The 22,703-nt window shown below is 44.3% G+C and carries 24 protein-coding genes and 5 tRNA genes; 5 read left to right on the forward strand and 24 right to left on the reverse strand.

Annotated elements, in window-relative coordinates; translation table 11 throughout:
• Positions 1-2 precede the first annotated feature (2 nt).
• The 9 genes from ACRQQK_RS11065 to mutY all read right to left on the reverse strand — a co-directional run bounded on the left by ACRQQK_RS11065 (position 3) and on the right by mutY (position 5,396).
• Positions 3-75, reverse strand: a tRNA-Phe gene (locus tag ACRQQK_RS11065).
• Positions 76-326: 251 nt separating this feature from the next.
• The gene (locus ACRQQK_RS11070; protein ID WP_457511418.1) at positions 327-1,952 is read right to left on the reverse strand and encodes a methyl-accepting chemotaxis protein; all 1,626 of its coding nucleotides are present in this window, start codon (positions 1,950-1,952) and stop codon (positions 327-329) included.
• A gap of 297 nt (positions 1,953-2,249) precedes the next feature.
• Positions 2,250-2,325 (reverse strand) — tRNA-Asn (locus ACRQQK_RS11075).
• 46 nt (positions 2,326-2,371) lie between these two features.
• Positions 2,372-2,447: transfer RNA gene (locus tag ACRQQK_RS11080), tRNA-Phe, on the reverse strand.
• A 7-nt stretch (positions 2,448-2,454) separates the two neighbouring features.
• Positions 2,455-2,530 (reverse strand) — tRNA-Thr (locus ACRQQK_RS11085).
• A 55-nt stretch (positions 2,531-2,585) separates the two neighbouring features.
• Positions 2,586-2,661: transfer RNA gene (locus tag ACRQQK_RS11090), tRNA-Phe, on the reverse strand.
• A 109-nt stretch (positions 2,662-2,770) separates the two neighbouring features.
• The gene (gene mltC, locus ACRQQK_RS11095) at positions 2,771-3,898 is read right to left on the reverse strand and encodes a membrane-bound lytic murein transglycosylase MltC (protein ID WP_457511419.1); all 1,128 of its coding nucleotides are present in this window, start codon (positions 3,896-3,898) and stop codon (positions 2,771-2,773) included.
• A gap of 159 nt (positions 3,899-4,057) precedes the next feature.
• Entirely contained in the window at positions 4,058-4,330 is a 273-nt protein-coding gene (locus tag ACRQQK_RS11100) for an oxidative damage protection protein (protein WP_112403748.1), read from the reverse strand.
• A gap of 16 nt (positions 4,331-4,346) precedes the next feature.
• The gene (mutY, locus tag ACRQQK_RS11105; RefSeq protein WP_457511439.1) at positions 4,347-5,396 is read right to left on the reverse strand and encodes an A/G-specific adenine glycosylase; all 1,050 of its coding nucleotides are present in this window, start codon (positions 5,394-5,396) and stop codon (positions 4,347-4,349) included.
• Positions 5,397-5,584: 188 nt separating this feature from the next.
• On the opposite strand from mutY, the gene trmB reads away from it, so the two are divergent.
• Complete coding sequence (trmB, locus tag ACRQQK_RS11110; RefSeq protein ID WP_457511420.1) at positions 5,585-6,304, forward strand: tRNA (guanosine(46)-N7)-methyltransferase TrmB; 720 nt, start codon at positions 5,585-5,587, stop codon at positions 6,302-6,304.
• Positions 6,305-6,419: 115 nt separating this feature from the next.
• On the forward strand, positions 6,420-7,340 hold the full coding sequence (gene glsB / locus ACRQQK_RS11115; RefSeq protein WP_457511421.1) for a glutaminase B: 921 nt from the start codon (positions 6,420-6,422) through the stop codon (positions 7,338-7,340).
• A 68-nt stretch (positions 7,341-7,408) separates the two neighbouring features.
• On the opposite strand, the gene hemW is transcribed toward glsB, so the two are convergent.
• From hemW to ACRQQK_RS11150, 7 genes are all read right to left on the reverse strand, one after another.
• Positions 7,409-8,581: a radical SAM family heme chaperone HemW gene (hemW, locus tag ACRQQK_RS11120; RefSeq protein ID WP_457511422.1), complete on the reverse strand. Its 1,173-nt coding sequence runs from the start codon at positions 8,579-8,581 to the stop codon at positions 7,409-7,411.
• Positions 8,581-9,180, reverse strand: coding sequence for an XTP/dITP diphosphatase (locus tag ACRQQK_RS11125; RefSeq protein ID WP_337164239.1), 600 nt, complete (start codon positions 9,178-9,180; stop codon positions 8,581-8,583). The genes hemW and ACRQQK_RS11125 overlap by 1 nt, the downstream gene beginning before the upstream one ends.
• 24 nt (positions 9,181-9,204) lie before the next feature.
• The gene (locus ACRQQK_RS11130; RefSeq protein WP_457511423.1) at positions 9,205-9,636 is read right to left on the reverse strand and encodes a DUF4426 domain-containing protein; all 432 of its coding nucleotides are present in this window, start codon (positions 9,634-9,636) and stop codon (positions 9,205-9,207) included.
• 65 nt (positions 9,637-9,701) lie between these two features.
• Entirely contained in the window at positions 9,702-9,992 is a 291-nt protein-coding gene (yggU, locus tag ACRQQK_RS11135) for a DUF167 family protein YggU (RefSeq protein ID WP_102955634.1), read from the reverse strand.
• On the reverse strand, positions 9,992-10,549 hold the full coding sequence (locus ACRQQK_RS11140; protein WP_102964248.1) for a YggT family protein: 558 nt from the start codon (positions 10,547-10,549) through the stop codon (positions 9,992-9,994). The genes yggU and ACRQQK_RS11140 overlap by 1 nt, the downstream gene beginning before the upstream one ends.
• A gap of 28 nt (positions 10,550-10,577) precedes the next feature.
• A complete protein-coding gene (proC, locus tag ACRQQK_RS11145; protein ID WP_042489198.1) occupies positions 10,578-11,396 on the reverse strand; it encodes a pyrroline-5-carboxylate reductase in 819 nt (272 codons plus the stop codon).
• A gap of 88 nt (positions 11,397-11,484) precedes the next feature.
• Positions 11,485-12,189 carry a YggS family pyridoxal phosphate-dependent enzyme gene (locus tag ACRQQK_RS11150; protein WP_457511424.1) on the reverse strand — a complete coding sequence of 235 codons (705 nt, stop codon included), beginning with the start codon at positions 12,187-12,189 and terminating at the stop codon, positions 11,485-11,487.
• Positions 12,190-12,233: 44 nt separating this feature from the next.
• Between ACRQQK_RS11150 and ACRQQK_RS11155 the strand changes: the two genes are divergently transcribed.
• Positions 12,234-13,271: a type IV pilus twitching motility protein PilT gene (locus ACRQQK_RS11155; RefSeq protein ID WP_457511425.1), complete on the forward strand. Its 1,038-nt coding sequence runs from the start codon at positions 12,234-12,236 to the stop codon at positions 13,269-13,271.
• 11 nt (positions 13,272-13,282) lie between these two features.
• The gene (locus ACRQQK_RS11160; RefSeq protein ID WP_457511426.1) at positions 13,283-14,389 is read left to right on the forward strand and encodes a PilT/PilU family type 4a pilus ATPase; all 1,107 of its coding nucleotides are present in this window, start codon (positions 13,283-13,285) and stop codon (positions 14,387-14,389) included.
• Positions 14,390-14,442: 53 nt separating this feature from the next.
• On the opposite strand, the gene ruvX is transcribed toward ACRQQK_RS11160, so the two are convergent.
• From ruvX to metK, 8 genes are all read right to left on the reverse strand, one after another.
• Positions 14,443-14,868, reverse strand: a complete 426-nt coding sequence (gene ruvX, locus ACRQQK_RS11165) for a Holliday junction resolvase RuvX (RefSeq protein WP_102942714.1) — start codon at positions 14,866-14,868, stop codon at positions 14,443-14,445.
• Between the two features lie 72 nt (positions 14,869-14,940).
• On the reverse strand, positions 14,941-15,504 hold the full coding sequence (locus ACRQQK_RS11170; RefSeq protein ID WP_042489186.1) for a YqgE/AlgH family protein: 564 nt from the start codon (positions 15,502-15,504) through the stop codon (positions 14,941-14,943).
• 26 nt (positions 15,505-15,530) lie between these two features.
• Positions 15,531-16,487, reverse strand: coding sequence for a glutathione synthase (gene gshB, locus ACRQQK_RS11175; RefSeq protein WP_337164230.1), 957 nt, complete (start codon positions 16,485-16,487; stop codon positions 15,531-15,533).
• Between the two features lie 12 nt (positions 16,488-16,499).
• Entirely contained in the window at positions 16,500-17,231 is a 732-nt protein-coding gene (gene rsmE, locus ACRQQK_RS11180) for a 16S rRNA (uracil(1498)-N(3))-methyltransferase (protein WP_457511427.1), read from the reverse strand.
• Positions 17,232-17,391: 160 nt separating this feature from the next.
• The gene (locus tag ACRQQK_RS11185) at positions 17,392-18,093 is read right to left on the reverse strand and encodes an endonuclease (protein ID WP_457511429.1); all 702 of its coding nucleotides are present in this window, start codon (positions 18,091-18,093) and stop codon (positions 17,392-17,394) included.
• A gap of 136 nt (positions 18,094-18,229) precedes the next feature.
• The gene (locus ACRQQK_RS11190) at positions 18,230-18,733 is read right to left on the reverse strand and encodes a SprT family zinc-dependent metalloprotease (RefSeq protein WP_457511431.1); all 504 of its coding nucleotides are present in this window, start codon (positions 18,731-18,733) and stop codon (positions 18,230-18,232) included.
• Positions 18,734-18,862: 129 nt separating this feature from the next.
• On the reverse strand, positions 18,863-19,660 hold the full coding sequence (locus tag ACRQQK_RS11195; RefSeq protein WP_457511433.1) for a DUF2189 domain-containing protein: 798 nt from the start codon (positions 19,658-19,660) through the stop codon (positions 18,863-18,865).
• A gap of 232 nt (positions 19,661-19,892) precedes the next feature.
• Positions 19,893-21,047, reverse strand: a complete 1,155-nt coding sequence (metK, locus tag ACRQQK_RS11200) for a methionine adenosyltransferase (RefSeq protein WP_457511435.1) — start codon at positions 21,045-21,047, stop codon at positions 19,893-19,895.
• A 319-nt stretch (positions 21,048-21,366) separates the two neighbouring features.
• Between metK and tkt the strand changes: the two genes are divergently transcribed.
• A partial coding sequence (gene tkt, locus ACRQQK_RS11205) for a transketolase (RefSeq protein WP_457511437.1) occupies positions 21,367-22,703 on the forward strand: 1,337 nt, incomplete at its 3' end.

Below are 22,703 nucleotides of genomic sequence, written 5' to 3' on the forward strand. Positions count from 1 at the left end.
GGTGCCTCGAGGCGGAATCGAACCACCGACACGAGGATTTTCAATCCTCTGCTCTACCGACTGAGCTATCGAGGCAACGGGGTGTATTAAAAGGTTTTTCGCATTTAACGTCAACACTAAATTGCAAAAAAAATATCGTTTGTTGCTTTTCTATACTTAGTGGCTTGTTTTTGCCCATTTTCGTTAATAAATAGCGGGGATATCTGTTAATAAAGCCTTATTAGTGAAGGGATGATGTGGTGGGTATTTGCGGCTTAGAATAGGTAGAAGCTTTGAAGAGTAAAAGCTTCTACCGTGACTATTTAGCTATTGCTAAGTAAGAGGGATCAATGCTTAACAGTGAATTTATTCACCCACTGTTCAAGTTCGTTTGAGAGTGTGTCCAAAGTTTGGGTACTGCTGTTACTTTCGTTTACTACGCGGCTTAGTTGTACAGAACTTTCTTCTATCATATTAATTCGTTTAGCGATGTCATCACCGACTTGTGTCTGCTCCGCCGCTGCCGTTGCAATCTGATGAGTCATTTGCGAAATTGATTCCAGAGCAACGACAATTTGTTGCAGTGCCTCTGAGGCATTTTCTGATTCTACAACGGTGTTTTGGCTTGTTTCCGCACAGATTTGCATTGCTTTAATGGCATTCTGGGAACCTGATTGTAAGTTACTGATCATTTTTTGAATTTCTTTCGTGCTTTCTTGCGTTCTTCCAGCAAGATTGCGAACTTCGTCAGCAACTACAGCAAACCCTCGTCCTTGTTCGCCAGCTCTGGCTGCTTCAATAGCAGCGTTTAATGCTAGGAGATTGGTTTGCTCGGCAATATCACCAATAACATCCAGCACTTTAGCAATGTTATTTACATCATGGTCTAGTTCCGAAACGGCATTGCTTGCACTTTCAAGCTGTTTTGCCAGCCCTTGAATATTATTTACAGTGTGATGGATGAGTTCTTGAGTGTGCTGACTCTGCTGATCGGCTTGATCTGTGTTTACTGCTGTATCTTTTGATGATTCTGCCACGTGATTTGCCGATGAAGCCATCTCAGTGATTGCGGTTGCGATCATCGCTGTAGATTGGTTTTGTGTGTCAGTTAGTTGTGTAATGGACACAGAACGTTGTTCTAGATTAGTTAGCTCATTGCGTAATGCATTCATTGATGTTTCTAAGTTATTGACGAGACGAGCAAGAGACTGGCTCATTTGTTGAACGGCTTGATAGATGCTTCCTGCTGGGGCATCTTTTTCGAAACTGGTTTGAATACTGCCTTTAGCAACGTCTTGAACAGCATTGAGTACATCTTTTGGTTCTCCGCCAAGAAGCAACAGCATTTTTCGAATTGCGTAGATAAGCAGTGAAAGAATGAAGGCTGCAATAACAACACAAAGCGTCAGCTGCCATTGGGCCGTTGACCAAAAACGAGCATTTGCTTCATTAAAGCCTATACCTGTCCCAACAACCCAACCCCAGTGCGGTGTTTTTTGGGCAATAGAGAGTTTTTCTTCGATCGAGCCGTCTGCTTGCTTTTGAGTCCACGTGTATTCGACTATGCTTTTCGTTTGATTACCTAAGACTTTTTGAATCAAAGCGCCAACACTCTTTCCATCCCCATCTTTAAAGTCGTTGAAACTTGTTCCATGCAGCTGTGGGTCAAGTGGTGTCGCCACAAAATTCATTTTTTCATCAGCAACATAAACGTACTCATTGTCTTTATAGATATTGTTGCGAAGAAGACGTGTAGCGAGTTGTTTGGCTTCTGCTTCAGGCATTAAGCCTTCTTCCGCCATCTTTTCTACTTCACGCAAAATGCTGTAGGCACTTTTAAACAATTCGGTTACGCGAGCTTTGTTGTCTAAGTTACTCGCTACTTTCAACGTCCATAAGCCTGAAATTGTTAGAGCTAAAAGCGCGGCGAGGATAATTCCAGACAAAAAGTAAGCTTGTGTTTTTAATTTCATGAATAGATTCTCATCCAATTGAGTAGCAAGATAACTGACATAAAAGTTAATTATTGGTATTCGTGAATCATAGACGGTTAACATCTATGTGGGTAAGCCCAAATGTTCAAACTATGAGATTGATTAAATTTTCGGTGCAAAATAAGTTGTGAGCGAATGGACGAATAGTATTGGTTAAGCAGATCACAGAAAAACCTATATTTCTGTTGTGAAAGGAATAGAAGGGGATATTGGGGGGAGTCGATTTACAAATGACAAAAAATGAAAAAGCCAAGTCTTTCGACTTGGCTTTAAAAGTGGCTCCCCCTGCAAGACTTGAACTTGCGACATACGGATTAACAGTCCGCCGTTCTACCGACTGAACTAAGGGGGAATTATTTGTGTGTATTCCTAACTAAAGGAATAATCGCACCAAATAATGGTGCCTCGAGGCGGAATCGAACCACCGACACGAGGATTTTCAATCCTCTGCTCTACCGACTGAGCTATCGAGGCAAAAGAATGGTGCCGACTACCGGAATCGAACTGGTGACCTACTGATTACAAGTCAGTTGCTCTACCTACTGAGCTAAGTCGGCGCACAAATATTCTTTTACTAATTTGTTGATGTCTTAGACACCAACAATCAAATTGTGGTGCCCGGAGGCGGAATCGAACCACCGACACGAGGATTTTCAATCCTCTGCTCTACCGACTGAGCTATCCGGGCAACGGAGCGCTATTAAACGGATTTTCCCTCTCTGCGTCAACCTGTTTTTTATAAAAAAACTAAAAATCGTGTTGATCGCTGTTGTTTTGAGCTAATTGACCGTTTTTTATCACTGTGCGTTGAATTCTTTCTTATATTTCGTCACTTTTTCCAGATAACGCCGCGATTCAGAATTAGGGTGTTTTTTTGTCAGAGCCCAATAAACTTGATTTGGTTGCAGTGCATTCAGGTCAGACATCGCTCTTTTTCTGTCTCTGCTAAAGGTGTTAAGCACTCCGCCAGTGCCGCCGTTGTAGGCAGAAATCATACTGTATTCGAGTGAAGTAGGGTTGCGAACACCTTTCAAATAACGATTTTTTAGGATGTAGAAATACGCAGTACCCGTATCAATGTTGTTTTCTGGATTAAAAAGATACTCTGGTGATGGCTGACCAGATTTGTTTTTCACCAGTTTATACACGTCCCGTCCAGCCGTTTTCGGTACCACCTGCATCAAACCATACGCATTCGCCCAGCTTACGGCATAAGGGTTAAAACTACTCTCTGTCTTGATGATGGCATAAATGAGATCTTCTGGAATGTCATATTTACGCGATGCTTTTTGTACTATGTTGGCGTATTGATAACTTCGGATCTGAATTTGATCTTCCACCATGGGAATTTCAACATAGTAGGCTTTTTTGAAATCGACTTGCTTCACTTTGATCTGGTTGGCAATCAGATAATCAGCAAATCGGTTTGCCCGCCAACCCCATTGGATAGGTTGTTTATCTTGATCTAATACTTGATTGTATAGAAATGGTTGTCCTTTTAATTCAATGTTTTGAGATGAGAAGAGGTCAACGTTCATCGGGTCGTCTGGGGTAAGCAAAGTAGTGACTATGGCTCTTTTTAAGTGGCCTTCAGGATCGCTAGGAGAGACTGTTTCAATAATGATCTTCCCTTCCTGAAAATTGACTTCTGCACGACTTAGATAGTTATCGATGTACTTTACGTAGTTACTTTTACCGGCAACTTTAATTTCTCGGCTGCCCCAACGTTTTTCGATATTGCCGGAGAAGCTATTGATAAGCGCATCAAGTGCTACTGTATCTTTTTCAAACTGCCCCGGAAGCTGGGCCAAATTTTTTGCGAAACGGTTAGTTGGTTCATAGTTCACATCGTAAATACTTTCGACGAATTCGCGACTACATCCAACCAGCATTAGGGCAGTAATACAGTAAGCAAGCTTTCTCATGCGCTCCTCATAGCAGCCTCAAGCTGAATAATACCCAGCGTTGATGGGCTTAAATAAAAATGACATCTCAACCTAGAATCGACGGACCCTGAGCTAATGATGTCATTTATTTTCCTTCGATAAAATAGGGTTTTTCTTTATCTACTATTGGTCATTCGATTATTGGCTTGGCGGAGTATAGCCTTCTATGTGGACATCTTTACCTTCGAACAAGAAGTTCACCATCTCTTGTTCAAGCAATTTACGATGTTCAGGATCCATCATGTTGAGTTTTTTTTCGTTGATCAACATGGTCTGTTTTGCTTGCCATTGGCCCCAAGCTTCTTTGGAGATGTTGTCGAAAATACGTTTACCTAGTTCACCTGGGTAAAGCTGAAAATCCAAACCATCAGCTTCTTTTTCTAGTCGAGCACAAAATACCGTGCGGCTCATAAGGATTTCCTCTTAGTTAAATCTCATATAGAAGGCTTTGTAATAACTGTTTTACTGGTGCAGCTAAGCCTACTTCTTCAGGTTTGTTTAAGTTATACCAAAGACCTTTGTTAGCTTCCATTACCATGTCTGGTTTGGTGGACAGTTCTAGCAAAACAGGGGTGATATCGAGGTGGTAGTGGCTAAAAGTGTGGCGAAAAGCGATAAGTTGTTTCTTCGACAACAGTTGGCTTTCTTGAATAGCGCGTTTATCCAAAGCGTTTTCAATCTTTGAATCGCTGTTTTCTGGAAAGCAAAATAGTCCACCCCAAATACCGCTTTGAGGTCGTTGTTCAAGCCACACTTCGTTGCCATGACGTAAAATCACAAACCAAGTTTCTTTTTCAGGTTTGGTTGTTTTGGGTTTTTTACCCGGATAATCCAAAGGATTACCTTGTTGTTTTGCTTGGCAAAACTCTTCAACTGGGCATAAGCTGCATTTCGGTTTTGAGCGGGTGCAGATCATCGCCCCCATATCCATCATGGCTTGGTTGTACTTGTCGACGTCTTGCTTTGGCGTATGCATTTCAGCGTATTGCCAAAGTTGATTTTCGACCGTTTTCTTTCCAGGCCAACCTTCAACAGCGAAGCTACGAGCCAAAGTACGTTTCACGTTTCCATCTAGAATAGCGTGTGGTTGTTTGTGAACTGATGATAGAACGGCGGCAGCGGTTGAGCGACCAACACCGGGCAGAGCATTCATTGCTTCAATATCCGTTGGAAACTCTCCGTTGTATTGTTCAGCCACAGTTTTGGCTGCTTTATGAAGATTACGAGCTCGCGCGTAGTAACCAAGCCCTGTCCAGTAATGGAGAACTTCATCTTGTTCTGCATTCGCCAGATCTGTCACCGTAGGAAAGCGTTGCATAAAACGCTCGTAATAAGGCATAACGGTGGATACTTGCGTCTGCTGGAGCATGATTTCCGACAGCCATACGCTATATGCGGTTTTATTTTGCTGCCATGGCAGATTTTTACGACCGTAGCTGTCATACCAAGTGAGAATTGCCTTAGCGAAAGGGGTCACGACTTTACTCATCTATATTTATTAAAATAATGGGGCAAAATTGCACCACATAATGCTCAGGATGTAAAACAGACAAAAACTACGGGTATTTGTGTTGATTTGAGCAACAATAATGCTTGCACCTAAAGTAATTCTTTGGATAATCACAGCCCTCAAACTCAAGACTAAATTTTATACAGGCAATATCAATGAGTGAAGTAACCACTAACGAGTTCACAGAAGATGGCAAAATCGTTCGTCGAATTCGCAGTTTTGTTCGTCGCGAAGGTCGTCTGACTAAAGGCCAAGAAGCAGCGATGAAAGAATGCTGGCCAACTATGGGGATCGAATATCAAACGAGCCTGCTCGATTGGAATCAAGTATTTGGTAATAACAACCCAGTGGTTTTAGAGATCGGTTTTGGCATGGGCGCATCTTTGGTTGAGATGGCAAAGAATGCTCCAGAGAAAAACTTTATTGGTATTGAAGTTCACAGTCCGGGTGTTGGTGCATGTTTGTCTGCTGCTCGTGAAGCGGGTGTAACTAACCTGCGTGTTATGTGTCACGACGCAGTAGAAGTGTTCGCGCATATGATTCCTGACAACAGCCTGCACACACTACAACTGTTTTTCCCTGACCCTTGGCATAAAAAGCGTCACCACAAACGCCGTATTGTTCAACTGGAGTTTGCTGAAATGGTTCGTCAAAAGCTGATTGTGGATGAAGGTATCTTCCATATGGCAACAGACTGGGAAAATTACGCAGAACACATGATTGAAATCATGAATCAAGCACCTGGTTTTGCAAATATCGCCCAAGATGGTGATTATATTCCCCGTCCAGAAGAGCGCCCACTGACAAAATTTGAACAACGTGGCCACCGTCTTGGTCACGGAGTTTGGGATATTAAATACAAGCGTGTGAGCTAGTTTTTTATATCCATTGAATGAATATTGAAAATGCCAACATTGCTACAATGTTGGCATTTTTTAACCCTTGCGTTTGGATATCGATCTGACGCATTGACACCGATAAGTGGATTCGATGAAACCGACATCAGAAATACTTACAAATATACTCGATGACGTTCGACATTTGATTGGCCAAGGAAACGTCGCTGACTACATTCCCGCGTTGGCAGAGGTACCAAACACCAAGTTAGGTATCGCAGTTTATACCAATCAAGGTGAAGTGATTAAAGCTGGAGATGCCGATGAAGGTTTCTCTATTCAATCCATTTCAAAAGCCCTGAGTCTGACGCTGGCGATGGGACTTTATCAACCCGATGAGATTTGGAGTCGCGTTGGCAAAGAACCTTCAGGTCAAGCATTTAACTCTCTGATTCAGCTCGAAGTTGAACAAGGCATACCTCGCAATCCATTTATTAATGCCGGCGCGATTGTGGTCGCCGATATGCTCAGCAGTCGCCTGTCTGCTCCTCGTCAACGTTTGCTCGATTTCGCACGTCAACTTAGCGGTGAACAGCATATTCTTTACGATAAGGTCGTTGCCGCATCGGAAATGATGCATAGCGATCGTAATGCGGCCATTGCTTACCTTATGCGCTCGTTTGGTAACTTCCACAACGATGTATTACCAGTGTTAAACAACTACTTTCACGCTTGTGCGCTTAAAATGAGCTGTGTTGAATTGGCAAAAACCTTCAGCTATCTTGCCAATAAAGGGGTATCCGTTCATACCGGTGAAGAGATTATTAGCCCAACTCAAAGCAAACAGGTTAATGCGCTACTGGCAACGTGTGGCTTGTATGATGGGGCGGGTGAGTTTGCTTACCGTGTCGGAATGCCGGGTAAATCGGGCGTAGGTGGCGGTATTGTGGCTATCGTTCCGGGGGAGATGACCATTGCTGTCTGGTCTCCAGAGCTGGACGCTTCAGGCAACTCGCTAGCAGGAACACGGGCGCTTGAGTTGTTAGCGCAACGTATCGGCCGCTCAATATTCTAGAAGTATTTTATCGAAGTAGGGAAGTCTGCAACTGACTTCCCGTCTTTCTTCTTCAATATCGAGGGTAATTAATCTTCTTCTGCCATAAAAGCTTCAAGCAGATCATTGAGGAACAATTTGCCTTTTTCTGTGATCTGCCAGTGCGTGGCATCTTCACTTAAATATCCTAATTCCAACGCCCAATTGATGGTTGGTTGAATCACGTCCAGTTCTAAGCCTGTGGTTGTGATGAAATCGGCTTTAGGACATGGCTCCATCAATCTAAAGCGATTCATAAAGAACTCAAATGGACGATCTTCATCAGCCACGAGCTGCTCTGAATCCAAGTATGGTTTAGTCAGGTTCTGGTATGCCGCTAGATAACCTTTCGGGTGCTTAACTTTGGTTGTGCGAACAATTCGTCCATCACTAATGCTAAGTTTGCCGTGAGAGCCACAACCAATGCCTAGATAATCACCAAATCTCCAGTAGTTCAGGTTGTGCTGACACTGATAACCGGGCTTACTGTAGCCAGATATCTCATATTGCACGTAACCGGCTTCGGTGAGCTTCTTATGTCCTAATTCAAAGATGTCCCACAATGCATCGTCATCGGGCAACGTCGGTGGTTTGAAGTAAAACATGGTGTTAGGTTCAATCGTCAACTGATACCAAGATAGGTGTGGCGGATTTAGCTCGATGGCTTGATCGAGATCGGCTAACGCTTCTTCAATGGTTTGATCGGGCAAACCATGCATCAAATCTAAATTGAAGCTAGTGAGTCCAATGGTATGCGCTAGATTTGCGGCTCGCAGAGCCTCATCTTTACCGTGAATTCGACCAAGACGTTGCAGCTTTTCAGGCGCGAAGCTTTGCACGCCTATCGAGATACGAGTGACACCCGCTTTTCTGTAACCAGCAAAACGTTCAGCTTCAATCGTGCCCGGATTGGCTTCCATGGTGATTTCAATATTCGGTTTAAACGCTATTCGCTCTTCAATACCTTGCAATAAGCGCTTGATCCCCTCGGCAGAGATCAAGCTTGGTGTACCACCACCGATAAAGATCGAATGCAGTTGGCGTGGAGCGTCAGCAAGTTGATAACGTTCAATATCGGTATCAAGATCTTCAAGCAAAGCATCAATGTAGTGATCTTCTGGGATCTCAGCTTTCAGCGCATGAGAGTTGAAATCACAATATGGGCATTTTTGTACACACCAAGGGATGTGTACATAAAGGCTAAGATCAGGCGGTGTCAGCATTATTGATTTTGCTCTTCGATCGCTTGGAACAGTTTCTTCAGTGCTTTACCACGGTGAGAAAGCTGCTTCTTACGTGCAGGTTCTAATTCAGCGGAAGCGCAATTGTCTTCAGGGACAAAGAACACAGGATCGTAGCCAAAACCGTTGGTGCCGTGTGCTTGCTCTAAAATGCGACCTTCCCATTTGCCATGGCAGACAATCGGTGTTGGATCGTTTTCATGGCGCATCAGAACTAATACGCAGTGGAAACGAGCAGTACGCTCTGCTTCAGGAACACCTTGCATTGCGTTAAGCAGTTTTTCTAGGTTCTCTTGGTCGGATGCGCCTTCGCCAGCGTAGCGAGCGGAATAAATGCCCGGTGCGCCTTTTAAGTAATCAACTTCTAAACCAGAGTCATCAGCAATCGCTGGTAAGCCAGTTTCTTTTGCCGCATGGCGCGCTTTGATAATGGCATTTTCAATGAAAGTGGTGCCTGTTTCTGCCACTTCAGAGACATTGAATTCGCTTTGCGCGACAACGTCGAAACCAAAATCAGCCAGCAAGTCAGCCATTTCACGAACTTTTCCTTGGTTGCCAGTCGCTAATACAATCTTTTTCATTTTCTCTTATCTCTATGTTCGACGTTATTCTTCAACATAAAATTTTTGGGTGAATTTAACTTTGCCTGCGCCTTTATTGCCAGCATTAACGTCGATATCAAACATTAAATCTTCTTCGTTGTTAATCGGAAATTCAGTCAAGTAGTAGATGGCTTCGCCTTCTTTGATTTCGCTAAATTTAAGGTCGCGAATGTTACCTAATAAACTTCTCACATTGCCTGACACTTTTGCCTCAACCGCTGGTTTACCCAGAGATGAAGTGTCTAACACGCTAATATTCAGAATGGCAGAATAACCATTGCGAGTGAGTTTATAGCTGCGTGCGACTTGAGGGGTTAAAAACGTCGAATTGAAGGCAGAGTAGTGCACTTCAATATCTTTGATGTTCTGAAACTGCTCTGCTGAGCTTGGCAGAGCGGCAAAGGTAAGTAGCAGAGCTATCATCCACTGGCGCATGGTCGTTTCCTTGTTGATCTAGACTAAAAACATTCCCCACATAGGAGTGGGGAATGAAAGTTTGGTTATTGAATAATGGCTTGAATTTCTTTAGGTATCTCAGCAGGCGAAATAATTCTGATCTGTTTATGCCTGCCAAGTTCGCCTTTTTCTATTTCTATCAGCCCTTTAGCCACTTTGCATTGTTTGGCTAAATACTTGGTGAGATGGGCATTGGCTTTACCGTCAACGGGTGGAGCGGTTATTGCGATTTTTAGCTCTTCACCATGCAGACCAACAATGCTGTCACGACTGGCTTTAGGCTGAATATAGAGCCGTAAAATTAAGTCGTCGCCATCAAACCAAGCTGCTTTCATTATAGTTGATACCAGATAGGACCAATGATATCGCCCATCAGGAAGTTGGCAAACTGCAACACAATAAACAGCACTAATACGCTAAGATCGAAGCCGCCCATTGCTGGAAGAATACGACGAATCGGAGCCAGCATTGGTTCTGTCAGCTGATGAAATACATACTCAATTGGGCTACGGCCTTGGCTAACCCAGCTTAGAATCGCGCGAAGTAGTAGTACCCAGAACAGTAAACCGCCCGCTGCTTTTATCAGCGACAGAAGCCCAAGGAACAGGAAGTCAGTACTGAAGCTGACTGCACCGCCTGATGCGATAAGGATCATTGCGACAAATTTCAAAACACACAGTACGTAGGCAAACAGCACTGTCGCCAAATCAACACTACCTACTGATGGAATAACACGGCGTAGTGGTGCTACGACAGGTTGGGTTGCTTTAACAATAAATTGAGAAAATGGGTTGTAGAAATCTGCACGTGCTGCTTGTAGCCAGATACGTAGGATCACGACCATAATATAAAGGTCAAACACTGTGGAGATTAGAAAACTCATAGAATTCATAGAGAGCCCTTAGTTTGAGTTGCGCTAATTAAAATAGTTTTTCCATCTCTTCAGCTCTTGAAACCGCAGCTTGCATCGCCTTAGCAACAATCTCTGAAAGATGGTTTTCGTTAAATGTACGGATAGCTTCAGCTGTCGTGCCACCTTTAGATGTTACTTGTTCGCGTAGAGTCGCCAGTGATACATCAGGGTTGGCTTGTACCATTTCCGCAGCGCCCAGAGCCGCTTGTTGGACAAGCAGACGAGCCGTTTGTTCATCAAACCCTTGAGCCATTGCTTCTTCTTGCATCGCTTGCATGAAGAGGAAAAAATAAGCTGGCGCACTGCCGGCTGCCGCAATCACACTGTTGATGCCAGATTCTTGTTCTACCCAGCAAACTTCGCCTACCGCAGACATCAGTTCTGACGTGAAATCCTTGTCTTTTTGAGAAACAGATTGTGCTGCATACAGACCAGCCATGCCTTTGTTGACTAACGATGGTGTATTCGGCATCACGCGAACAAGTTGCAGCTCAGTTGCCAGCATTTCATTGAAACGTGCCACTGAAATGCCCGCAGCAATGGAGATCACCAATTTGTTTGAATAGTCTACCGCTTGTAGAGGTGCGCACACATCAGCCATTAACTGAGGTTTAACCGCCAACACAACCACATCCGCTTCATGTGCTGCTGCAAGGTTATCGCTGGTGGTACGAATGCCGTATTTCTCTTCCAGTGGCTTGCGGCGCGTCTCTGAAGGCGCTGTTGCAATGATTTTCTTTGCATCATAACCGCTGGCTACAAGACCTGCGATAATCGCATGAGCCATATTACCCGCACCAATAAAAGCGATTGTTCTTTGTTCCATGTCTGCTCTTCTATCCAAAAATTTTAGTGTTAGTTTTTTAGCGATTGCCATTTTTGTTAATGGCGGTCTTTTGTTAATGACTATAGTGTTAATGACTATAGTCACGCTGACCAAATACAGCTGTACCGATACGAACTATGGTACTGCCTGCTGCAATCGCTGCTTCCATATCGCCACTCATCCCCATAGATAGGGTGTCGATACTCGGGAATTTTTCAACCAGTCTTGCTTTTAAATCCGTGAGTTTTTTAAACGCAGCAAATTGGGATTCATAGTCTGCAACGTTCTCAGGAATCGACATCAATCCTCTTAACATGAGGTTTGGTAAGCCAGAAATCAATTCAGCCAGTTCAAATACTTCATTTTCGGAAATGCCTGATTTGGAAGCCTCTCCGCTGGTGTTAACCTGAATCAATACTTGTAATGGCGGCAAATTCGCTGGTCTCTGCTCACTGAGGCGTTGCGCAATCTTGGCTCGGTCAATGGTATGCATCCAATCGAAATTTTCAGCAATAAGACGTGACTTGTTCGATTGCAGCGGTCCAATGAAGTGCCATTCTAGCTTAAGCTCGGGGTGATTGTGCTGAAAATACTGAACCTTTTCGACGCCTTCTTGCACGTAGTTTTCACCGAAACTGCGTTGCCCGGCTTGCGCCGCTTCTAGAACTGCCTCGACAGGTTTGGTTTTACTCACTGCGAGAAGTTGCACTGAGTCTGGACTACGTCCACACTTTTGTTGTGCGCGCTCAATTTGTGAAATGATATCTTTGATATTTTGTTGAATACTACTCATAGCCTGACTTTATTTGGTCTACAGACCCTAAGGAAAATAAATAAATGAATATCGCTGAGTTACTGGATTTTAGTGTAAAGCATAATGCGTCAGATCTACATCTTTCTGCAGGTGTTCCGCCTATGGTACGTATAGATGGCGAAGTAAGAAAGCTTGGCGTGCCTGCTTTTACCCATGCAGATGTTCATCGTCTAGTGTTTGAAGTGATGAATGATGCTCAGCGCAGTGAGTTTGAAGAAAAACTCGAAGTGGATTTTTCTTTTGAACTTCCGGATGTAGGGCGCTTTCGTGTCAACGCTTTTCATCAGGCCCGCGGCTGTTCTGCGGTATTTCGAACCATTCCGACAGTCATTCCTACTCTTGATCAGTTAGATGCTCCCGAGATTTTCAGCAAAATTGCTAACTATGAGAAAGGTCTGGTTTTGGTGACAGGGCCGACCGGCTCAGGTAAATCAACCACTTTGGCTGCGATGGTTGATTACATTAACAAGAATCACAACAAGCATATTCTTACCATTGAAGATCCAATCGAATTCGTTCATAGCAACGATAAGTGTTTGATCAACCAACGCGAAGTTCACCGTGATACGCACAGTTTCAAGAATGCACTGCGTTCTGCATTGCGTGAAGACCCTGATGTGATTCTGGTCGGTGAGCTGCGTGACCAAGAGACCATTAGTTTAGCATTGACGGCAGCGGAAACAGGACACCTTGTTTTCGGCACTCTGCATACCAGTTCTGCTGCGAAAACTATTGACCGTATTATTGATGTGTTTCCGGGCAACGATAAAGATATGGTGCGTTCGATGTTGTCGGAATCACTACGTGCGGTAATCGCGCAGAAACTGTTAAAACGCACGGGCGGTGGTCGAGTTGCTTGCCATGAGATCATGCTGGCGACACCTGCAATTCGTAACTTGATCCGCGAAGATAAAGTGGCTCAGATGTATTCGATCATCCAAACAGGCGCTGCTCACGGAATGCAGACCATGGAGCAAAACTCTAAACAGCTGATTGCTCAAGGCTTAGTGGATCCGGCTGAAGTACAGAAGAAGATTGAGTCAGAAATCTCTACCTTTTAAGAGCGAATGAAATGGAATTGAATCACTACCTTGAAGCGATGACCTCGCTCAAAGCGTCGGACTTATATATTACTGTCGGTGCACCGGTATTGTTGCGTGTCGATGGTGAGATGCGTCCGCAAGGCGACAAGCTTTCACAGCAAGAGGTACTTTCTTTATTACATGAAATGATGGATGAAGAGCGTAAGGCGGAGTTTAACGCATCACACGAAGCGAACTTTGCCATCGTAAGAGGAAACGGACGTTTCAGGGTGAGTGCCTTTTTCCAGCGTGAGTTACCGGGCGCTGTGATTCGACGAATCGAAACACAAATTCCGACATTTGAAGAACTCAATCTGCCTGCTGTTTTGCAAGATCTCTCGATTGCCAAGCGAGGCTTAGTGCTGGTCGTGGGGGCTACTGGTTCGGGTAAATCCACCACTATGGCAACAATGACAGGGTACCGTAATCGTCATCGCAGTGGACATATCTTAACGGTTGAAGACCCAATTGAGTTCGTACACGAACATCAAAAATGCATCGTCACCCAACGAGAAGTGGGTTTAGATACCGAAAGCTATGAAGTCGCACTGAAAAACTCTCTGCGTCAAGCGCCAGATATGATTTTGATTGGTGAAATCCGCAGTCGTGAAACGATGGAATATGCGATGACCTTTGCTGAAACTGGGCACTTGTGTATGGCAACTTTGCATGCGAACAATGCCAACCAAGCGTTAGAGCGTATTCTTCACCTTGTACCTAAAGAGCAAAAAGAGCAGTTCTTGTTTGATTTGTCGATGAATTTGCGTGGCGTGGTAGGGCAGCAACTGATTCGAGATAAAAATGGTAAAGGTCGCCACGGCGTGTTTGAGATCTTACTCAATTCACCGCGCGTTTCTGACTTAATCCGCAAAGGCGAGCTGCATGAGCTGAAAACAACCATGGCAAAATCGAAAGAGATTGGCATGCAGACCTTCGATCAAGCGTTATATCAATTGTTGGTGGAAGATAAGATCACAGAGCAAGATGCAATGCATAGTGCTGATTCAGCCAATGATTTGCGCATGATGTTAAAAACTCAGCGTGGAGATACTCCGAGTGCAAGTTCACTGGCTAATGTGAAAATCGATATGAACTAATAAAAAACGCGCTGATAAAGCGCGTTTTTTGTCTCTACTTTCAGCGTAGGGTTTTATTCACCCCACTGGTTTTCAAACCAGCTTTCTAAGATGATCACTGCGGATTGACAGTCAATATTGCCTTTACTAAGCGCTTTGTATCCGCCCATCGAGAAAAGCTCAGCTCGCGCTTCCGCTGTTGATAAACGCTCATCGTGCAGTTCAACCTGAACGCCAAAGCGACCATGAAGACGCTGGGCAAACTTTTTGGCTCTTGGGGTAATGGTTTCTAGATCTTTACCATGTAAGTCAGTCGGTAAACCAACCACGACGAGATCAGGTTTCCACTCTTTAAGCTGCTTTTCGATATCATCCCAATTCGGAATACCATCATTGGCTTTGAACGCTTTCAGTGGTGAGGCGGTGCCAGTAATTTCCTGACCGATGGCGCTACCAATACTTTTTGTACCGTAGTCGAAGGCCATAATAGTTCGCGACATGTAAAACTCTTTTGAAACTTTGTTTAAATAAAAACAGAAGCGCTCAATTGATATTGAGCGCTGTTAATTGGGCTAGGCGTGACCAGCTTCACCAGATAACTGGATAGGGTCGATTCCCAGTTTTTGAATTGCTTTGTTCCATTTATCTCGGGTCGGAGTGTTGAAAATCAGATCCGAGTCCGCCTCTATGGTCAACCAAGAGTTTTCCGATAGCTCGCTTTCTAGTTGACCCGCTTCCCATCCCGAATAGCCGAGGGCGACGAGATAACCTTTTGGTTCTGCGTCAGTACCTAAAACCGTTAGGATATCTTTGGAGGTGGTCACCGCGATATCGTCTGTCATGCGAATGCTGGATTCATAATGATCTTTGGGTCTGTGTAAAATAAACCCGCGATCTTCTGAAACCGGACCGCCATTGAAAACAGGCTCTTTAAGGCTTTTACTTTGCGACTGTGGGTAAGCAGGCTCTATCTCAACCTGCTTCAACATTCCGCCGACAGTAATATCTATGGGCGCATTAATAATAAGCCCCATAGCACCTTCTTCATTATGTTCACAGATGTAAATCACACTGTGTTTGAAGTAAGGATCTTTCATACTCGGCATCGCAACGAGAAAATGATTTGTAAGATTCATAGTGTCTCCAACCTCAAAGATTGGTATTACATCGCCATTGCTTTTATGCGTGTCTCAATGGCATCCATTAACTTGCCAGTGATAGAGATATCGTAAGCCGCTTCAATTTCACGAATACAGGTCGGGCTGGTTACGTTAATCTCAGTCAGCTTGTCTCCAATCACATCTAGGCCTACAAAAATTAGACCCTTTTCTTTCAGTGTTGGTGCCACGGCAAGTGCAATTTTTTTATCAGTTTCACTCAGTGGACGAGGTTCTCCACGACCGCCTGCTGCTAAGTTACCGCGCGTTTCCCCTTGTGCTGGAATACGAGCTAAACAGTAAGGCATCGGCTCACCGTCTACAACCAGAATACGCTTGTCGCCATTGCTAATATCTGGAACGAAGGTTTGCGCCATACAGTAGTTTTGGCCGTGATTAGTCAGTGTTTCGATAATCACAGAGACGTTTGGATCGCCTTCTTTCACTCGGAAAATTGATGCACCGCCCATACCATCTAGCGGTTTTAAGATCACATCGCCATGTTGTTCTCTGAATTGCTTAATTTTTTCCGCTTTACGAGTCACGATTGTGGTTGGAGTCAGCTCTGGGAACCATGCAGTAAACAGTTTTTCGTTACAGTCACGAAGACTCTGTGGCTTGTTGACGATCAGCGTACCTTCATCTTCTGCACGCTCTAGAATGTAAGTTGCGTAAATGTATTCAGTATCAAAAGGTGGATCTTTACGCATTAATACAGCATCTAGCTCAGATAACTTAATAGTTTGCTCAGATTTGAACTCGTACCAACCGTTTGGATCTTCTTTCAGGGTGACGATTTTTGTATCTGCGATAGCCACACCTTGATCTAAGTGTAGATCATTCATCTCCATATAATGAATTTCATAGCCGCGACGCTGCGCTTCTAACATCATCGCGAAGCTAGAATCTTTCTTGATATTAATGGATGAAATTGGATCCATTACGATGCCGAGTTTAATCATTGGAAGTCTCCGTTATCCAAGATCGCCAAAACGAACTTGTAAAGCTGTAATTGCGGTTAACGCTGCGGTTTCTGTACGCAGGACGCGAGGTCCAAGCAACGTTTCTTCAAAGTTGTATTTGGTGGTCATATCGATTTCTTTTTCAGAAAGACCACCTTCCGGACCGATTAACAGACGCACTTTTGTAACTGGTTCAGGAAGTGTATTAATGGAGTATTGAGCGCGAGGGTGAAGGTTGAGTTTCAGTGCATCACTTGGCTCTGCACACCACTGTTCTAATTCCATCACAGGACGAATTTCGGGTACCACGTTTCGACCACACTGTTCACAAGCGCTGATGGCGATTTTTTGCCATTGCTGAAGTTTCTTCTCAAAGCGTTTCTCATCCAGCTTGATACCACATCGCTCTGACAATAATGGAGTGATAGTGTTTACACCCAACTCAACGGATTTCTGAATGGTGAACTCCATTTTGTCGCCACGCGAAATCACTTGCCCTAAATGCAAATCAAGTGGTGATTCGCTGCTGCATTCGACACGTTCTGTAACTTCAACCGTCACATGTTTTTTGCCGCTTTCGCTGATGACTGCTGGAAACTCTGCACCGCTACCATCAAACAGAAGGATTTCTTGTCCTTCTTTCATGCGCAGTACTCGACCGATGTGATTAGCGGCATCGTCGTCGAGGTTAATTTGGCCTAACTGTGTGATTGGCTGCGGATGATAGACACGGGGAATGCGCATGTGTTGTTTCCTAATCAAAGTCGCTATTCAATAGCGTGGGATATCTCGCATCTAACATGGATGCTTTGTGCCGAAAAAACAAGGGGGAAATGTGAATCACCCCTCATTTATCGGTCTGGGTTTATATGCCTAGATAGGTTCTGATAGTTATCTTCAGGCTTTACTTTGAGCATTGTTCATAGACAAATGGGTTTCTGTTGCCTTGAACTTTGAATATTCGCCTTTCTCTTTCGCATTCCCACTCATCGACTGGGTAAGTTTTGTTCCACGCCTGCATCAATTTGGTTTGTGAGCTGGAAAGTTTAAAACCATGCTCAGCACTCATATAAAGGTAAGTGCGTGCAATGGCACCGCGAGCTCTTTCGGGAGGCATCGCTTTACGCCCTTTGAAGTTGACCTGCATTTCGCATTGTCCGTAAGTGACGCCATCTAACCCGTTCCACTGACTAAAGTTAAAGTTTGAACGGTCGCCGTTAACTTCACCAATCGCTGGCGTTAAATTGTGTAAATCGGCTTCCATACGACGGAATACCGTATCGCTTTTACTACAAAGCTTACGTCCGCCTTCTTGCCAGCATTGACGCTGGTGGCCAAATTGCCAGGCTGGCACAACGTGCTCCCATTCGATTCGGCTAGCTCGGGTTTGTTGTTTGCGGACTTTATATCCACAGCTCTCTAAGTCAGGAATGCCTTTCTTACCCTGCCACGAAATGTCGCAGCCGCAGTAAAAAGAGGTTGGGTGATCTTTATAAATTTTCAGAGCTTGGTTTTTAGCGCTGGAAAAAGAGCTTGGAAAATCGGCGTAAGAAGTGTGAGAAACAAGCAGCAAAGCTGCTGTCAGCAGAAAGCGATAATTAAGCATATGTTGGACTGTATTTTATTGTTTTTTACAGTCTAACATTCTCTAAGTTGAAATCTAGTTGAGAAATGTATCGCTATCTGTGGTTAAAAACCTATGGGTGACTCGCAGTTGTTTGGCCGCTACGTTTCATTAGCACTTATCCGGTGAGCTGAATGCCAGTAAAGGTGAGCGTTTGTTTGCACTGTTGGCAGCGGTAAGTGGCCTGTTTACGCAATACTTTATTGTGGCGACGGACGGATAGAGGATATTGGCTACAGGAGCATTGATAGGCAAAGGTTTTTCCCTGAACCGATTCAACAGACATCTTGTGAGTGGTTTCAGCAGGCAAATTGAATACTTGATTCATGACTGCTTGCCACTCAGCTCCATGAGGCTTTACACGTCCATAGATAGCATAAGTGATGAGATGGGCGATTTCATGAGGAATTACTTCGTTTAGAAAAGCTTGTTGATTTTCTTTGAACAACACCGGATTCAAACGTATTTCCCACAACTGTAAATACGCTTTTCCAGCAGTCTTTCCTCTCAGTCGGTAGCTGATTTCTGGCAGATCGAACTGGCGATTGAAGTATCGGGAAGCAATGTCTATACACTTTTTTACTTGTGATAATGCTTGGTATTGCAGTTGAAAATCGGTCAAGTCTGGCTCCAAAAAAATTCCCCACTAATACCTATTGAGTCAGGTAATAGCGGGGAGATTATAACATCAAACCTCTTTTTATCATTGAGTAGAACTTCGAGCCAATATGATAAAAAGTAGGAGGAGGCCCTATGGTTGATGTTTTCTCTTAATCGTTGCTTGGTAACCATGCCATGTGGCATATCCGAGTATTGGCATAGTAAAGAGCATGCCGATTCCGTAAGTTGCAAAGCCGATTAAAATACCGCCGCAGATAATTGCCGCCCAGACAATCATGGCTGGGATATTGGATTTTACTGCGTTAAAACTGCTGAATATGGCTGTCATCACATCGACACGTCTTTCCATCATTAAAGGAATTGAGAAAGCGGAGATGCTGAAAATGACGCTGGCAATAATGAAACCAATAAGAGAACCTATGACTAAGAATGGGAGGAAGTCGGTCAGTGGTGCTCCTTGCACCGATGGATAGAGTGCGTGCAAGAGCGCAGCGATTCTCATCCAGAAAATCATCGCAACAGCCAGTGCGACCGCAAACATCCACTGTGATGTACTATTACGCGTAATGGCTTTCATCGAATGTAATAAGCTACTTTCTTTGCCTCGTTCTCGTTGCCAAGCTGCATCATAAAGGCCAAGTGCTAGGAAAGGGCCTATTAGCATGTAAACCACTAGGGCTGGCATCACGACAAGATGAGTGCCTTGCCATTGAATAAGCAGAACAATGCCAACAGCAGCAGCCATAAAGCAGAGTCCATAAAATGCGCTGATTAAAGGTAAGCGAATAAAGTCGTGTAAGCCAAGAGCAAGCCAGTGAAGAGGCGCGGAGATTTCCACTTTATTGCAAGGCAGTGTGCGAGCATATTCCTGATGACTGACTTCTTTGTCTTTTTGCTTGAAGTCAGAAGGGTCTATTGTACGAGGCATAAATCCTCCCAAAACAATATGGCAGTGAATTAAGAAATTGGGCCTTCCCTAGGATTTCTAAGAAAACGACCGCGTTTGTAACATTTTATTAACTATTACTTTATTAACTATTGTAGATAAGGTTGGAAAATACAAATCGACAGATTGAAATTTAAACCGCAACTGATTTAGGGACGTTGAAAAAGAAAAGCCCCCGCCAGTTGGCGAGGGCTTGTCAGTAAAGCATTTTGAATTACTTGATGTTTGCGAAATCGCGTAGTAATTCAACTTTGTCAGTTGCTTCCCAAGGGAATTCTTCACGACCAAAGTGACCGTAAGCAGCTGTTTTCTTATAGATAGGCTGAAGCAGGTTCAACATCTCTTGCAGACCATATGGACGTAAATCGAAGAATTGGCGAACCGCTTCGATGATGATTTCGTGAGACACTTTTTCAGTACCGAACGTTTCAACCATGATTGAAGTTGGATCTGCAACACCGATTGCGTATGAAAGTTGGATTTCACAACGATCAGCCATACCAGCAGCTACAATGTTTTTCGCTACGTAACGCGCTGCATATGCCGCAGAACGGTCAACTTTTGATGGATCTTTACCAGAGAATGCACCGCCACCGTGACGAGCTGCACCGCCGTAGGTATCAACAATGATCTTACGACCAGTTAAACCACAGTCACCCATTGGGCCACCGATTACGAAACGGCCAGTTGGGTTGATGAAGAATTTAGTCTCTTTGCTCAACCATTCTGCAGGAAGTACAGGTTTGATGATCTCTTCCATCACTGCTTCACGTAGATCTGGAGTTGAGATTGAATCACAGTGTTGAGTTGAAAGAACGACTGCATCGATACCGACGATTTTACCTTGATCGTATTGGAAAGTTACCTGAGATTTTGCATCTGGACGTAACCAAGGTAGCGTGCCGTTCTTACGAACTTCAGCTTGTTTTTGAACAAGTAGGTGAGAGTAAGTAATTGGTGCTGGCATCAATACGTCAGTTTCGTTTGTCGCGTAACCGAACATGATACCTTGGTCACCTGCGCCTTGCTCTTTAGGATCAGCTTTATCAACACCTTGGTTGATGTCTGGAGACTGTTTACCAATGGTGTTTAGAACTGCACATGAGTTAGCATCGAAGCCCATATCTGAATGGACATAACCGATTTCACGAACAGTCTCACGAGTTAGTTCTTCAATATCAACCCATGCTGAAGTTGTGATCTCACCACCAACCATAACCATGCCGGTTTTTACGTAAGTTTCACAAGCAACACGTGCTTTAGGGTCTTGTTCCAAAATAGCATCTAGAACCGCATCTGAGATTTGGTCTGCGATTTTATCCGGATGTCCCTCTGATACTGACTCAGAAGTAAACAGGTGCTTAGCCATGATAGCTCCAATATAAATAGTCAAAAAGTAGTAAAGAATTCGTCCTTCACTACTTTGAAAAGTGTTCATTATGTAGGCGTTTCTACATCTAGACGGCTATTTTAGTTTTGAATGCTTAAATTACAAGCTCTTTTTCACTTTTAGATATAACCAAACGTTTGCTTGTGTTCTCTCTTTAACTTGCAATCTTATCCGTGCACATCCGACAAATTTGCTTCAACGCTCAAGTAAACGATTGCAGTGATCTAGGGGCTTTGTAACAATACCTCCCATTATAGATGGGTATATTTCACTTCGCTTAAATCAATCAGGAGCTGACATGGCGTCTCGCAAACAATTGGCAAATGCAATCCGTGCTCTGAGCATGGACGGTGTTCAAAAAGCTAACTCTGGCCACCCGGGTGCCCCTATGGGTATGGCGGATATCGCTGAAGTACTTTGGCGTTCACACCTAAACCACAACCCACAAAATCCTAACTGGGCTGACCGCGACCGTTTCATCCTTTCTAACGGTCATGGCTCGATGCTGATTTACTCACTGCTTCACCTGACTGGTTACGAGCTTTCAATCGACGACCTTAAAAACTTCCGTCAGCTTCACTCTAAAACTCCGGGTCACCCTGAGTACGGTTATGCACCGGGTATTGAAACCACGACTGGCCCTCTAGGTCAAGGTATCACTAACGCTGTGGGTATGGCGCTGGCTGAAAAATCTTTGGCAGCTCAATTCAACAAAGAAGGCCATGAGATTGTTGACCACTACACGTACGCGTTCATGGGCGACGGTTGTATGATGGAAGGTATCTCGCACGAGGCATGTTCTCTTGCGGGTACTTTAGGTCTGGGTAAACTGATTGCATTCTGGGATGACAACGGTATTTCTATCGATGGTCACGTTGAAGGCTGGTTTGCTGACGATACGCCAAAACGTTTTGAAGCGTATGGCTGGCACGTTATCCCAGCGGTTGATGGTCACGATGCTGACGCAATCAACGCAGCGATTGAAGCGGCGAAAGCTGAAACAGGTCGTCCTACTTTAATCTGTACTAAAACCATTATCGGTTTTGGTTCTCCTAACAAAGCAGGCTCTCACGACTGTCACGGCGCTCCACTAGGCGCGGATGAAATCAAAGCAGCACGTGAGTTCCTAGGTTGGGAACACGCACCATTTGTAATCCCAGCAGATATCTACGCGAACTGGGATGCAAAAGAAGCGGGCGCAGCAAAAGAAGCGGCATGGGAACAAAAATTCGCAGCGTACGCAGCGGCATACCCAGAGCTAGCAGCAGAATTCAAACGTCGTGTGAACGGTGAACTTCCAGCTGAGTGGGAAGAGAAAGCAAACGCGGTTATCGCTGAACTTCAAGCAAACCCTGCAAACATCGCATCACGTAAAGCATCGCAAAACGCACTAGAAGCGTTCGGTAAAATGCTACCTGAATTCATGGGCGGCTCGGCTGACCTTGCACCTTCAAACCTAACTATGTGGTCTGGCTCTAAGTCAATCACGCCAGAAGATGCATCAGGCAACTACATCCACTACGGTGTTCGTGAATTCGGTATGACCGCTATCATGAACGGTATCGCGCTACATGGTGGTTTCGTTCCTTACGGCGCAACCTTCCTGATGTTCATGGAATACGCACGTAACGCATT

The sequence above is a fragment of the Vibrio sp. C8 genome (genome assembly GCF_054051265.1).